Annotated in this window: 8 protein-coding genes; 5 read left to right on the top strand and 3 right to left on the bottom strand. The window is 69.3% G+C overall.

Annotation, left to right across the window (positions count from 1 at the left end; genetic code table 11):
• The first annotated feature begins 70 nt into the window (after positions 1-70).
• The 5 genes from ABD817_RS11140 (at position 71) to ABD817_RS11120 (ending at position 8,821) form a co-directional block, all read left to right on the top strand.
• Positions 71-2,341, top strand: coding sequence for a GmrSD restriction endonuclease domain-containing protein (locus ABD817_RS11140; RefSeq protein WP_344917734.1), 2,271 nt, complete (start codon positions 71-73; stop codon positions 2,339-2,341).
• Between the two features lie 118 nt (positions 2,342-2,459).
• A complete protein-coding gene (locus ABD817_RS11135; protein ID WP_344917733.1) occupies positions 2,460-3,827 on the top strand; it encodes a carotenoid oxygenase family protein in 1,368 nt (455 codons plus the stop codon).
• A 459-nt stretch (positions 3,828-4,286) separates the two neighbouring features.
• Positions 4,287-5,585, top strand: a complete 1,299-nt coding sequence (locus ABD817_RS11130) for an erythromycin esterase family protein (RefSeq protein ID WP_344917732.1) — start codon at positions 4,287-4,289, stop codon at positions 5,583-5,585.
• Between the two features lie 423 nt (positions 5,586-6,008).
• Positions 6,009-8,123, top strand: coding sequence for an elongation factor G (fusA, locus tag ABD817_RS11125; protein WP_344917731.1), 2,115 nt, complete (start codon positions 6,009-6,011; stop codon positions 8,121-8,123).
• Positions 8,124-8,470: 347 nt separating this feature from the next.
• On the top strand, positions 8,471-8,821 hold the full coding sequence (locus ABD817_RS11120) for a DUF1801 domain-containing protein (protein WP_344917730.1): 351 nt from the start codon (positions 8,471-8,473) through the stop codon (positions 8,819-8,821).
• Between the two features lie 98 nt (positions 8,822-8,919).
• Here the strand turns inward: ABD817_RS11120 and ABD817_RS11115 are convergent, their stop codons facing one another.
• From ABD817_RS11115 to ABD817_RS11105, 3 genes are all read right to left on the bottom strand, one after another.
• Entirely contained in the window at positions 8,920-9,675 is a 756-nt protein-coding gene (locus ABD817_RS11115; protein ID WP_344917729.1) for a hypothetical protein, read from the bottom strand.
• Complete coding sequence (locus tag ABD817_RS11110; protein ID WP_344917728.1) at positions 9,672-10,574, bottom strand: hypothetical protein; 903 nt, start codon at positions 10,572-10,574, stop codon at positions 9,672-9,674. The genes ABD817_RS11115 and ABD817_RS11110 overlap by 4 nt, the downstream gene beginning before the upstream one ends.
• 354 nt (positions 10,575-10,928) lie before the next feature.
• On the bottom strand, positions 10,929-13,457 hold the full coding sequence (locus tag ABD817_RS11105; RefSeq protein ID WP_344917727.1) for a DUF4132 domain-containing protein: 2,529 nt from the start codon (positions 13,455-13,457) through the stop codon (positions 10,929-10,931).
• Positions 13,458-14,334 lie beyond the last annotated feature (877 nt).

Here is a 14,334-nt window from a genome sequence, read left to right as displayed (position 1 = left end):
CAGTGAAAGACCAAGCACGAAAAGTGCGGCGGCAGTTAAGATCATCAGTTCGTCACGATGAAGGCGGGACATGGCCAAGCTCTCGGTACTCCTCCACCAGATCGACAACGGCACCGTGCTCCTGCCGGAGTTCCAGCGGGGATACGTCTGGAACCGCGACCAGGTCCGCGGGCTCATGCGCTCGCTGTACCGCGGGTATCCGGTCGGCGGCCTGCTGCTGTGGGAGACCGAGCCGGACCAGGCCTCGGTGCGCGGCGGCGCGACCGACGGCGGTGTGCGGCTGCTGCTTCTCGACGGCCAGCAGCGCATCACCTCCCTCTACGGGGTCATCCGCGGTCACGCGCCCGCCTTCTTCGAGGGGGACGCCTCCGCCTTCACCGGTCTCCGCTTCAACGTCGAGGACGAGAACTTCGAGTTCTACGCCCCGGCGAAGATGCGCGACGACGCCCGATGGGTGGATGTGACCCGCCTGTTCACCGATGGGCTGGAGCCGTTCTTCAAGGACTTCAGCACCGCCCCGGACAGGTTCGCCACCTACCTTGAGCGGCTCAACCGGCTGAGGCAGTTGCTTGAGAGGGAGTTCCACGAGGAGAAGATCACCGGCCCGGACAAGGACATCGAGGTCGTCGTCGACATCTTCAACCGGGTGAACTCCGGAGGGACCGCCCTGTCCAAGGGAGACCTCGCGCTGGCGAAGATCTGCGCGCACTGGTCACCGGCCCGGCAGGTGATGCGTGACCACCTGAAGCGCTGGGAAAGCGCGGGATTCGACTTCTCCCTGGACTGGCTCCTGCGTAACACCACCGCCGTGGCGACGGGACGCGCGGTGTTCACCGCGCTCGACGCCGTGTCGGCCGCCGACTTCGAGACCGCCCTGGCCAAGTCCGTCGGATACGTCGGCAACTTCCTGGACGCGGCGTCCGGGCGCCTCGGCCTGGACCACGACCAGGTCGTCATGGGCCGCTACGCGATTCCCGTCATCTCGCGGCTGCTTCACCTCAGCCCCGGAGGCCGGTTCGCCGACGCCGTCCACCGTGACAAGGTGCTGTTCTGGTACGTCCACTCGGCGCTGTGGGGGCGTTTCGCCGGCTCCACCGAGACCGTCCTCGCCCAGGACTACGAGGTCGTGAAGGAATCAGGCATCGACGGGCTGATCGCCTCCCTGGAGCGCTGGCGCGGTGGGAACCTGGAGATCCAGCCCCACGACTTCGACGGCTCCACCAAGGGAGCGCGCTTCTACCCGCTCCTCTACATGATCACCCGGGTCAAGGGGGCGCGGGACCTCGGCAGCGGTCTGGAACTGCGTGCCGAGGCCCTCGGCAAGCTCAGTGCACTACAGGTGCACCACATCTTCCCCAAGGCGGTTCTCTACAAGGCCGGGTATGACCGGGGGCAGGTCAACGCCGTCGCGAACTTCTGCTTCCTGACACAGGACACCAATCTCATGATCGGGAAACGTTCTCCCGAGGAGTACTTCGCGGAGGCCGAGGAGAAGCAACCTGGCGTGCTGGCCTCGCAGTGGATTCCCTCCGATCCCGATCTGTGGCGGGTCGAGCGCTACCCGGACTTCCTCGCCGCCCGGCGCGAACTGCTGGCGCAGGCCGTCCAGTCGTTCCTGACCGAGCTTCGCGACGGCGCCTCCGCCGCGACTGCCACCGACCTCCGGCCGGTGACGGTGGTCGCCGGCGAGCAGGACGACGTCCGTTCGGCGCAGGTCAAGGCCATGGCGGAGGAGCTGGTGCGGCTCGGATACGCCGAACCGGCGCTCGACAGCGAGATCGCCGATCCCGTCACCGGTCGAGCGCTGGCCGTGGCCGAGGCCTTCTGGCCGGACGGGCTCCAGGCGGGACAGGGCAGGCCGGTGGTCCTGGAACTCGACCCCGACGTCGCGGACCTGCCTCGCCTCGAAGAACTGGGATACGAGGTCTTCACATCGGTCGACGCCCTGCTCGGCTATGTGACCCGCCGCAACGAGAACGCCGCGGGCGCCCATGACGACGCGGATGAGGAGTCCGCCGCCCTCGAAGGGTCGGACACCACGTCGGCGGCGGACGCCGAGTTCAACGAGGCGATGCGCTCCGTCTACGACAGGGCACGTAGCGAGGCGAACTACCACGCGACGTACTTCCTGAGCATGCTGGCCGAGCACGGCAGCCTCGCCACGGCCCGCAAGCTCCTGCACGCGCCGGCCGTGTCGGACGGTTTCGCGGCGCTGTGGGAGCGAGGCCGCCTCGACCTGACCGTCGAGGCGCTGGTCGTCCAGCCACGGTTCGCGGATCTCTTCACGCCCGCCGAGGTCGAGATCGCCCATCACCGCCTCGGTCAGTTCGGCCACCACTGACCGGTCGCGGAAAGCGGGTAGTTCTCCCAGTGACCGCCTCGTCAGCGGCCGGTACGCGGGCCGTCAGCCACTTCGGCGAAGGTCGGTGACATCACCACCTCACCAAAGGGCATTCGTCATGAATCCTTACCTGGAAGGTCCCTTCGCGCCGGTGAAGGAAGAGGTCACCGCGTACGACCTGCCCGTGTCCGGGCGCATCCCGCCGGAGCTCAACGGGCGGCTCCTGCGCAACGGCCCCAACCCGTTGAACATCGAGGACCCGGTGGCCCACCACTGGATGCTCGGCGAGGGCATGATCCACGGTCTCCGGCTCCGCGACGGCCGCGCCGAGTGGTACCGCAACCGGTGGGTGCGCTCGGCCGACGTGACCGACCGGCTCGGGGAGCCCCGCCGCCCCGGCCGGACCGGCGACGTCGACCCGGCCATGGACTTCGCCGCGAACACGCACGTGATCCGGCACGCCGGCCGTACGCTCGCGCTGGTCGAGGGGGGACCGCTGCCGTACGAGCTGGACGACGAGCTCGGCACCGTCGGGCCGTACGACTTCGGCGGGACCCTCGACGGCGCGTTCACCGCGCACACCAAGCTCGACCCGGTGAACGGCGAGCTGCACGCCGTCACGTACTTCCCGCTGTGGGACCACGTCCGGCACGTGGTGATCGACGGGACCGGTACGGCGATCCGCACCACCAGGGTCCCGGTCCCGGACGCCCCGATGATGCACGACTTCGCGCTCACCGAACGGTACGTCGTGCTGATCGACCAGCCGGTGACGTTCAGCATGGAACTCGTGCAGGCCGGGGAGGCGGTGCCCTACCTCTGGAACGAGGCGCATCAGGCACGGGTCGGGCTCGTGCCGCGCGACAGGGGAGACGGGGGCGGGGTCCGGTGGGTCGACATCGAGCCGTGCTACGTCGCCCACACGCTCAACGCCTACGACGAGGGTTCCTCCGTGGTGCTCGACCTCGTCAGGTATCCGCGGATGGACGTCCGCACCAACACCGCCGAACCGGCCGTGCTGGAACGCTGGACGATCGACCCGCAGGCCGGGAAGGTGGGGCGGCGGACGATCGACGACCGCCCGCAGGAGTTCCCCCGCGTCAACGAGGGCCTCCTGTCGCGCCGCCACCGGTACGGCTACGCCGCCGTCATCGGGGAGATGAACGAGGTCGCCATGCCTCCGGTGGACGGGCCGCTCCCCGACGAGGCGTTCGACAACGCGCTGATCAAGCACGACTACGACAGGGACGTCGCCGAGGTGCACCGCTTCGGGCGCGGCGCCACCGTGGGTGAGGGCGTCTTCGCCGCCGTGGGGGCCGGCGAAGACGACGGTTACGTCCTGGCCTACGTCCACGACCCGGACCGCGGGGCGGCGGACCTGGTGATCCTGTCCGCGCGGGACTTCACCGGCGAGCCCGTCGCACGGATCCACCTTCCGGTGCGGGTGCCGCTCGGCTTCCACGGGAGCTGGCTCCCCGACCTGTGACGGCCGCGAGACCGGCCGGTCCGGGGCGACCCCGGGTCCGGGTCCGGGTCCAGGTGTAGGCCCGGGGCCAGCTTCAGGTCCAGCTTCAGGTACGGGCTCGGGTCTGGGTTCGGGGCCAGATCCAGGTCCAGGGGGAAGGGCGTCGGCTCCTCGGCCTCTCGGCCCTTCCGGCCGCACCGGTGAATCCGGTGCGGGCGGGAGGGGCGACGGTCGCCGGGGGCCGAAGCCCGTCCGTCCACCTGCCCGGCCGACCGGTCGGAGGCCACGCGCCGGACCGGAGTTCGCACGCCGGAGTCGCCCGCGGGGAGCTGACCGGAGTTCGCGCGCCGGAGCTGAGCCGCCCCACATGGTTGAAGGTTTCGGCCATGCTGACCAGTAGGAAAGCGTCAAAGTTTAAACAGAGAGTTAAGCGATACGGTTGAAGGTGTTGCCAGGGTCATCGAAGAGACAGGAGCCGCCATGGCCGCTGACGCACCGGTCCGGGACGACGCGTGGGCCTTCCCCGGTGAGAGCGTCGCCGATCTCGGCGCCGCGATCACGAGACTCCTCCGGTCGCTTCCCGCCAGGCCCCGCCTGCTCGGCTTGGGCGAGGCCATGCACGGTGAGGAGACGCTTCCCCGGCTGCGCAACGAGGCTTTCCGGCACCTCGTCGAGCACGAGGGCTACCGGTCGATCGCGCTTGAGAGCGACTGCCTCACGGGTCTGATCGTCGACGCGTACGTCACCGAGGGGGTGGGAGAGTTCGACGACGTCGTGCGTCGCGGCTTCAGCCACGGATCCGGCGAGCTGGAGTCGAGCCGCGAGCTCGTGCGGTGGATGAGGGAGCACAACCGGGATCGTCCCGCGTCGGACAGGGTCCGGTTCTTCGGGTTCGACGGTCCGTTCGAGATGACCGGCCCGGACAGTCCCAGGCGAGCCCTCACCGCGCTGCACGGCTACCTCGCGGCCCATGTGGAGATCGACCTTCTCCCGTACACCGTGGGCACCATCGACCACCTGGTCGGCTCCGACGACCGATGGAGCGATCCCGCGGTGACCATGGATCCCTCCCTGTCCGTGGGACTGTCCGCCGACGCCGGAGAACTGCGCCTCATCGCGGACGACCTTCTGGCGTTGCTCACCGCCGAGTCACCGCGCCTGATCCGCGCGACGTCGCGTGAGGACTGGTGGCGGGCGGACCTGCACGGGCGTACCGCGACCGGGTTGCTCCGCTACCACGCCGCGATGGCCGACACGTCCGAGGCGCGCATGGTGCGGCTCATGGGCCTCCGGGACGCGATGATGGCCGAGAATCTGCTGGCCATCGCGGAGCGGGAGCGCCGGGCGCGGCGCGGGCCGACGCTGGTCCACGCCCACAACCGCCACCTCCAGCGCGACGAGAGCCTCTGGCTGCTGCCGCAGGGCTGGGGGCCGCTGGAAGGCCGGACGCTGAGGTGGTGGAGCGCCGGCGCGGTCGTCGGCGCGCGGCTGGGTGACGAGTACGCCTTCGTGGCCTCGGCCCTGGGAGCCGCGCCGCACCAGGGACTCGACGCCCCGAAGCCGGACACCCTCGAGGGAATCCTGTCCGCCCTCCCGGGAAACCGCTACGTCGTCGACTCGGCGGGCCTGGCCGGGGCCCTTGGCGCCGCGGGGACTGAACCGGCCCCGCGCATCGGTACGTCGGCCAACCACAGCTACTTCCCGCTGGACCCCGGCCAGCTGCGTGAGACCGACGGACTCCTCTTCGTCAAGCACGTCGCTTCCGGACCGGACTCGTGAATCGCCGTTGACGCTGTCAGCGGGGCGAGCACCGGTGCCGGACCCGGGCCTCGTCCGTCGCCGACGCGTCGAGCCGGGGTCGCCACCGGCGGAAAACCGGTTTCCCGCCCGTGGCGCTCTCAGTACACTCGCCACTGATCACGCGCCGCCGCGACATCGCGGCGCGCGCCCTGACCAGTGAAGCCCTGACCAGTGAGGGGAGCGGGCCGTGCGCCATCACGCCGCTGTGGTCATTCCCCCGTCACGCTACGACGTGATCCTGGTGTCTTCGCCGGTGCCCGACGCCGGCCGCGCGGCCCGCGTCGAATGCCCGTGACGAACGTCTGAACCCTGTCCGCCCGGCCGCACCGTACCGGGGGCTCTCCACTCGTCTCGTCATGAATCGCGCCGTCCTGTCCGGATCATTCCGAAGGGCCATGGGCCATGCGCACCGACCCGCACCGTCATGTCACCGACTCGCTGACCGGCGTCCGCAACCTGGGCATCCTCGCCCACGTCGACGCGGGCAAGACCACCATCACCGAACGGATCCTGTACGCCACCGGCGCCACCTACAAGCGTGGCGAGGTGCACGACGGGACGACCGTCACCGACTTCGACTCCCAGGAGCGCGACCGTGGAATAACCATCTTCGCCGCGGCGGTGAGCTGCGCCTGGGACGGCCACCGCGTCCACCTGATCGACACCCCCGGCCACGTCGACTTCTCCGACGAGGTGGAGCGCTCGCTGCGGGTGCTCGACGGCGCGATCGCGGTGTTCGACGCCGTCGCGGGCGTCGAACCGCAGAGCGAGTCGGTGTGGCGGCAGGCCGACCGGCACGGGGTGCCGCGGATCGCCTTCGTCAACAAGCTCGATCGCGCCGGTGCCGACCTCGACGCGGCGGTCGCGTCGATCCGCGAACGGTTACGCGTGGTCCCGCTGGTGGTCCAGCTGCCGATCGGGCGGGAGGACGGGTTCACCGGCGTGGTGGACCTGCTGCGCATGCGGTCGCTGGTGTGGGCCGGAGGCCGCGACACGTTCGAGGAGGGGCCGGTGCCGGACGCCCTGCTGGAGGAGGCGCACCGGCGCAGACGGCTGCTGGAGGAGGCGGTGGCCGAGCTGCACCCGATCGCGCTGGAGGAGTTCTGCGCGGAGTCGGAGATCTCCGCGCCGACCCTCGCCGCCGCACTGCGCGATCTGACCCGTACGGGGGAGGGCGTGGTGGTGCTGTGCGGATCGGCCTACCGCGACCGGGGGATCGAGCCGCTGCTGGACGCCGTCGTGGCGTACCTGCCTTCACCGCTGGACGTGCCGCCGGTACGCGGCACTCAGGACGGCTCCCGGGACGGCACGGTGCGGGAGCGGGCCGCCGACCCGGCGGCGCCGTTCGCCGCGCTGGTGTTCAAGGTGAGTTCGACCGCCACCGGGCGGCTGTCCTACCTGCGCGTGTACTCGGGGACGATCCGGAAGGGAGACACGGTGCTGGACGCGGGCGCGCGGCGTACCGAGCGGATCGGCCGGATCCTGCGGGTGCGGGCCGACCGGAACACGGAGGTGGACCGGGCGGTGGCCGGGGACATCGTCGCGGTGGTCGGGCTGAAGGCGGCTCGCACCGGGGCCACCCTGTGCGATCCCTCGGCGCCGATGGTCCTCGAACCGCCGGTCGTGGCCGACCCGGTGGTCTCCGTCGCGGTCGAGGCGCACAGGAGCGTCGACACCGGCCGGTTGGCGTCGGCGCTGGCGCGACTGGCCGAGGAGGATCCCTCGCTGGTGGTACGGACCGACCCCGAGACCGGTCAGACGGTGCTGTCGGGGATGGGCGAGCTGCATCTGGAGGTCGCGGTGGAGAAGATCCGTCGTACCCACGGGCTGGACGTCGGGGTCGGGCGGCCCCAGGTGGCGTACCGGGAGACGGTCGGGCGCGGGGTGTCCGGGCTGCTGTACCGGCACGTCAAGCAGGACGGCGGCGCAGGTCAGTTCGCCCACGTCGTCCTCGACGTGGAACCGCTGGAGGGCGTCCCGGACGGTGACGCTGACGGCGGCGCGGCGGGCTTCGTGTTCCGTTCGGTGGTCGTCGGCGGGCGGGTGCCGAGGGAGTACGTCCGGGCGGTGGAGGCCGGTTGCCGGGACGCACTGGCCGAGGGGCCCCTCGGGGGGCATCCGGTGACCGGCCTGCGGGTCACGCTGACCGACGGAGCCACCCATCCCAAGGACTCCTCGGAGATGGCGTTCCGTACGGCCGGGCGGTTCGCGCTGCGGGAGGCGCTGCGGGCCAGTGTGATGGTGCTGCTGGAACCGGTGGTCGAGGTCACGGCCACCGTGCCCGACGACGCCGCCGGCGGGGTGCTGGGCGACCTGTCGGCACGGCGCGGCCGGGTCTCCGGCTCGACCGCGCGGGCGGGGGCGGTGGTGATCACCGCGACCGTGCCGCTGGCCGAGTTGTTCGGCTACGCGACCCGGCTGCGCAGCCGGACCCAGGGCCGGGGAACCTTCACCACCCGGGCCACCGGGTACGCCCCGGCACCGAGCGCGGTGCCCGAGGGGACGCCGCCTCGGTAGGACCAGTTTCGGTAGGACCTGGGAGAACCCGGTAAGACCCGGCGATGGCCCCGCCTCCGGGCGGGGCCATCGCTGTGACTGTGGCCGTCCCGGCACCGGAAGGCTCATGCGAAGAGGCTCGAAACCATGCGAGGTCCCGCGAGGTCGGGCACACCGACACAGGGAGGCCGGGCGCACCTACAGGGGAACCTCAGGGCACACCTACAGGGAGGCCGGGCACCCCGAAATATCGTGTTTCCGTCGTTCTCCGGCCGGGCTATGCTGCCTCATCCCGCCGATGATCGACCGGCCGGGAAGCAGGGACGTGTGCCACCTGCATCAACGAGCGACGTCAGAGAGGCTTGTTCATGAGCAGCGAAGCTGTGGATGAGTTCGTCGAAACCAAGGTCCAGCCGGAACACCGGGAAATCGTGGAGACGCTGCGTACGCTCATGAAGGAGTGCGCTCCCGACGCGACCGAGGTGATCAGCCGTGGGTCGCCCGCATGGCAGGGCCGCAAGCTCCTGGCGATCATCAGCGTCAGCAAGACGCACCTGACCTTCGCCTTCGCGCGGGGCGCGGAGTTCGAGGACTCCTTCGGACTGCTGGAGGGCGTCGGGAAGACGACGAGGCACGTCAAGCTCAAGAAGCCCGAAGCCGTGAACCAGGAGGCCCTGCGCGACTACGCGCGGCAGGCCGTGCGACTGGACCAGGAGTAGCTGGGGCCGGTCAGGAGCGGCCGGACCTCAAGGCCGTCGTCTTTGGGCCGGACGGTTCAAAGGTGGCGCCTATATCCCGATGGGTGGCTTTCTCCCTTTTACTGGTTTCTCGGGTTCGTAGGATCTGGTGAGCATCCATGGGGCACGAAGTAGATCTCCATGGAGACCGATCCGTTCGGGGCGGCGAGGTCGTGGAAGTTCCGGGTCACGGCCGTCCCGAAGACGCGCGGGTACGCCTCGCGAATGACCGTGTTGACCCGCGTGGCCAGGCGGACACCCTCCCCGGCGCCGTCGCCGGTGCCGAAGGTGAGGACCATGCCGGCGTGCCGTCCAGCCAGGCGGTCCCCGTACCCGCGCAACTCCTGGCGTACCCGCGCGGCCAGCACGCCGTCACCGGCGCCGGGGGCGACCCGGAAGGAGATCGTGGTCGGTTCCGCCCGGACCCCTCCGACGAGATCGGCACAGGGGAGGGACCGGGAGGGGTTTTCCTTCCCGGGGGAATCCTCGCTCTTCTCCCGTTCCTTCCGCTCCTTCGACGGAGACTCCTCCGGCGGTTTTTCCTTCGAGAGCTTTTCCCCTCGGGGGGTTCCCACTTCGGACTTCCCCGCCTCGGATTTCCCCGTCTCAGGTTTCTCCACCTCGGGTTTTTCCGCTTTCTCTGCCGGAGGCCGGGTGCTCTCCGGCAGGGACCGGACGATGTCCGGTTGCGGCCGATTGGTGTCCGCCGCGGCTTCGGCGGATGAGGGAAGCGGCGCCTGCGTTCCCAGCATGATGATCGTGAGCCCGAGCAGCAGGTCGGCGAAGAGTAAACCGGCCAGCAGGGTCGAGGTGGGGGTCCTTCGCCGGGCCGTCACCGCGGGGTCCGGATTCTCTGGGAGGCGTCCTGGACCTTGATCACGGTCGAGGCCCGCGCCACGGCCGCGGCGAGGTCGTCGCAGGTGTTGTTGATGGCCGCGAGGTGCCCGTTGAGGAGTTCGACGGCGTCGCGTACGTCGATCGCGCTGCCGGTCAGCGCGTCCGTGGTCTTCCGGGTGGCCTCCAGGGTCAGGGTGAGCGCCTCGACCAGCTCGGTGTGTACCTTGCGCGCCGTGGTCCCGACGAAGCCGATGTCGGCCGCCGCCTTGCTGAGCTCGGCCCCGAACCGCTCCGGGGAGGAGAGCCGTACCTGGCCGAGTACGAGGCTCGCGTCGGTCAGCGCCCCGCGAAGCCGGACGCGAAGGGCGCGGAGCGCCCGCTCCGAGGCGTCCTCCCTGTTGTTCCGCGCGATGTTCTCGTACACGGTCCAGCAGATGAGGCAGAAGATGGCCACGAGGGTGCAGAGCGCGATGTTGTCGAACTCGAACAACCGGGGCAGCCTGCCGTCGAAGCCCTGCTGCCACATCTCCAGGAAAGGCCGTCGGGCCGCGTCCGCCCCTCCGTCGTCGAGGATGTCGCCGTAGGCGCCGGTGGCCATCATCAACCCGAGCCAGGTGATGAGGATCGGTACGAAGGCGAGGGCCGGACCGACGGCGGCACCGAGCCCCCGGCGCCATCGCGGTCTCCCCGGCGAGGAGGTGGTTTCCACCGGTTCGTCGTCCACGAGGATGCTGTCGTCGGGAGCGAACGCGGCGAACAGGTCGACCTCGCACCAGCGTCCGGCTCCCCCGGGATCGGTGATCGCGTTCGCGAGGTCGTTCAGCTGCTCCCGGCGGGCCGCCAGATGAGGATGATCGGCGAGCTCGCGGAGCTCGCCGGCGAGCTCCGAGTCCGTCACGGACAACCGACATCCTCTCCTCGATGATTCTCGATGGTCCTCGGCGGTGTCCTCGGCGGTGCCGAACACCTTTTCGGCAATCCGGATGGACCGGTTCACGGCTCACAGAAGCCATGATCATTTTTGCACAGGGCGCGCGTACCGGTGGACGAGGAACGCCTCGCCTCGCGATTGGGCCCGCTGATGGCGGCCGGTCCGGAGCCGGGCGATGAGGATCCCGTGTAGCCGGAGGATCGGAGATTCCGCAGGCCACAGAACAGGCGTTTCCCGGTCTGCTCGCTCTGTGAAGGGCGGTACGGACGCGGAGTGGCGAGCCCGCCAGGAGACGCGCCGCGTCTCCTGGCGGGCGTCGGGTCAGCCCCTGATCTGGCGGGTGATGGACAGGTCGGTGATGGCGGCGTCGCCGGCCAGCAGGAGCGCCTTGGAGACGATGACCGACAGCATGCCGCCCTCCTCCTCGAAGGGCAGGAAGACCTGGTCGGGTGTGACATCGGGGACGATGCACAGGTAGGCGTCGTTGGGCTCCATCAGGATGTTGCCCGACCCCAGGTGGATCCGGTAAGTACGAAGGTCGCCACGTACCCGCAGGAAGCGGTCGGTGAGCTCGGCCCGGTCGGCGATGCGCAACCGGGGAAGCAGCCGGGTCAGGGCGTCGCGGCGAACCTCGGCGCTCTCGGTGAGGTCGCCGAAGTTGTAGGAGTTCCAGTAGTCGCCCTGTCCATGCGGGTCGAGGCCGACGGAGGAGACGCCCACGGTGAGGTCGGCGTCGCGCATGGCCTCCGACAGCACCAGCGGGGGCACCTCGGCGAGTGACGTCGGTTCGGGAACCCCCTCCCACGACTCCTCACTGAGATGGCCGGAGCCGGTGCGGTCGAACCGAATCGAATCGCCGACGCAGAACGAGGCCGGGTCGCCGTAGCGATCTGTCTCCCAGGACCCCATAGGAAGGTGCATGTCCCAGCGCACCCGCCAGCCCGGAACCTCCTTGACGGCCTCGCTCTGCTCCGAGCCGCCCGCCGCGTCCCAGTGGCCGAGCGAAAGACCGGTCCAGCCGCGTTCGGACAGCAGCGCCTTGGCCTGGCCGTACCGCAGCCTGTGTCCCGCGAAACGGTTGGAGAGGGTCCCGGACCGCTCCTCGGCCGGAGTGAGCAGGTAGACCTCGCGGAAGGCCTGCTTGAACGGCTGCCGCAGCCCGATCTCCAGAAGGTGGTCACGCCAGCCGCGAACCTCCTCGACGGTTTCCCTGATGGGATGCCAGAGCCACATCGGGGTGTCGGCACGGGGCTGGATCCGGCGGCCGATCGGATCGGTGAGCTCCCAGCCGTCGGCGGTCCTGACCGGTATCCCGGCGGGGCCCTGCAGAATCTGCCAGATCAGCCGCCTGCCGTGGACGCCGGTGACGGGATGGTCGAGGAAGAACTCCTCAACCTGGTTCCAGCGCCAGAGCCGCTCCTCGGCGAGCGCCCGCTCGACGCGGAGCCGCTCGGAGGGCAGCGTCTTCCGTATCTCCTTGAGCGTGTTCCTGAACTCGGCGAGCAGCCCGCCGTGACTCTCCCGGACCGCCTTCGGAGCTGATCTGACAGGCTTGCCGGCCGGATTGATAAAGGCCAGCAGCGGTGTGCCCGCCTCGTCCAGCGCCAGCCGCAGGACGTGCTCTCCGGCTTTCTCCTCCCGTACGCCGTCCGGGCCGAGCCCGAAGGCCGGCACGGTCCGGTCGAGCAGCTGCTCACGGTTCAGCCCGGCCTGTTCGGCCACCGCGTCCAGCGTCCGCGCCACCTTCGCCAGGATCGACCTCTTCCTGACCTTGGTCTGCATCCGGGCGAGTGGAGCCACCACCTCCAGGCCGCCGTGCTCGGCCAGTACGAGCAGGGCGGCGTTGACGAGCTTCTCGCTGCGTGAGTTGGGCCCGGATCCGCCGATGCCGGTGCCCGCCGCCAGGGCGACCTCCCCGAGCAGCGGGACCACCCACGGCTCGTCGATCAGCCCGCACGTCCATATCAGGCCGCGCAGCGCCACGGCGGTGCGTTCGTTCAGATAGGTCGTCGTGGTCCACTCGTGGGTGTCGTGGCGGTGCCGGATCGTCGTCTCCCGGTGGGCGGGGACGCGGCTCAGGATCTCCCGGATGAGCGGGCCAGTGTCCGGTGTGAGCAGGGCGGCGGCCTGTCGGAGCCAGGTGGGCGCGGGGCGCGCGGCGGTCGCGGTGATCCAGTGGCACGACAGGGGAAGCGTTTTCGAATCGCCGAGGCGGGAGCCGTACTCGGCGGCGAGCAGGGTGGCGAAGCCGTCGCCCTCGCCGACCAGGTAGGTCGTGGCCCGTACGGGGTCGTTCTCCGTGTGTCTCGCCAGGAAGATGTCCATGTCGCGTTTGAGCCGGGAGTGGGGCGCCCACGGGTTGCCGGCCAGGCTCTCCTGGATCTGGCGCATGAGCGGGAGATGGCGGCGTTGCGCCTCGGGGGAGAGCCTCTCGGTGGCCGCCCACGGAAGGGCCGTCGAGGACTCGTGGCGGTAGTCGAGCAGGCCGGGGCCGATCGCGGCTCGCCAGAGCAGCTCGACCTCGTCGCCGGTCCAGGCGAGTTTCCGCTGGGCGATCCGCGTGGTCAGCAGCGCCGGATCCGGGCGATGATGCGTCCCGTGGATATGGAGGCTCGTCCGCAGCTGTGCCCACACCCCCAGCGCGCGCCACTGCGCGTCGCCGAGCCTGGGCCCGAGCTCGGCGAAGACCCTCTCGCTGAACGTCGGCGCCGGCCACTGCCGCGCCGGCACGTAGAGTTCGTCGAGCCGGGCGAACAGGTCCGCGCGAACCTGGCCGGGGTCGTCGCCGAGCCATCCGAGCTGCTCGGGGGAGAGCTCGTCGAGAAGACCCATGTCAGCCTCCGAAGTCATCGGTCGCCTCCAGTGGTGAAGGCGTTGCCATGACTATCAGCCGGCTCCGACAAACCAACCGCCCGTCCCGATCACGGAACAACCGCGTCAGGACCGGGCGTGGCCTGGATTCCGTCAAGGTCTGCCTGACGGACTGGGTGGAGCATTTCCCTCCACTCTTGGTCTTCGGCCTGGGGAGCCGTGAGACAGTGTGGAATATTCACGCTTACATGCGGCGCCTACGGGAACCGTCCAGAGGCGATCGGCAGAGCACCTCCTACGATCTGGAGTCGTATCTCGTCCGATTCTGGCCGCAGAGCTAATTTCTTGCTTCGATTCAGTACGTGAGTCCAAGAGCCTCGACGCTCCGATGTCGGCCCCACCTTCTTCTGCGCGAAGCCCATCGTGGGATCAAGGTTAAGGAGATCGGTAATTTTCTCTGACTGTTACAAAGGTACTGTGTTCGCTGTCTTTCTGGAGATCGCACGGCCTGACTGAAACTTCTTTCCGGTGATCGTCGCATCCCCCTCTCACGTGCTCATGTTGTTGTCGGGCTGACCCAGAACGCTGCGCTGATCTGAAAAGCATCACTCTGTCGACCGAGAAGAACAAGGTGGTTACGGCCCTTTAGTGAATCGACAGCCTGGGTGAGAAAGTGCTTGTTCGGATGTGCCTTTCCGCCTAGCAGTCGGTTCGCGACGATGGCATCGGTTTCATTGGAAAAACGAGAGCGAAGATATGCCAGGAATGCTCCCCGCTGGCTGAGGGTGAACAGCTGAACGTTTTTTGTGCTGCGAGGCCGAAGAGTCTCCGAACGTTTTCGCGCGGCGCGTTGTGAAGATACACGACTCCGCTCGATGCGTGGGGCGTGGCCTGTAGTGAACCGCAGTGATTCCTG

The organism is Streptosporangium oxazolinicum, assembly GCF_039537505.1.
Lineage (GTDB): Bacteria > Actinomycetota > Actinomycetes > Streptosporangiales > Streptosporangiaceae > Streptosporangium > Streptosporangium oxazolinicum.
This window is presented reverse-complemented; position numbering and strand designations above follow the sequence as displayed.

What these genes read in the sequence shown, in the direction of transcription:
- ABD817_RS11140 (WP_344917734.1), top strand. Translation starts at nt 71, where the DNA reads ATGGCCAAGCTCTCGGTACTCCTCCACCAGATCGACAACGGCACCGTG.
- ABD817_RS11135 (WP_344917733.1), top strand. Translation starts at nt 2,460, where the DNA reads ATGAATCCTTACCTGGAAGGTCCCTTCGCGCCGGTGAAGGAAGAGGTC.
- ABD817_RS11130 (WP_344917732.1), top strand. Translation starts at nt 4,287, where the DNA reads ATGGCCGCTGACGCACCGGTCCGGGACGACGCGTGGGCCTTCCCCGGT.
- fusA (WP_344917731.1), top strand. Translation starts at nt 6,009, where the DNA reads ATGCGCACCGACCCGCACCGTCATGTCACCGACTCGCTGACCGGCGTC.
- ABD817_RS11120 (WP_344917730.1), top strand. Translation starts at nt 8,471, where the DNA reads ATGAGCAGCGAAGCTGTGGATGAGTTCGTCGAAACCAAGGTCCAGCCG.
- ABD817_RS11105 (WP_344917727.1), bottom strand. Translation starts at nt 13,457, where the DNA reads ATGACTTCGGAGGCTGACATGGGTCTTCTCGACGAGCTCTCCCCCGAG.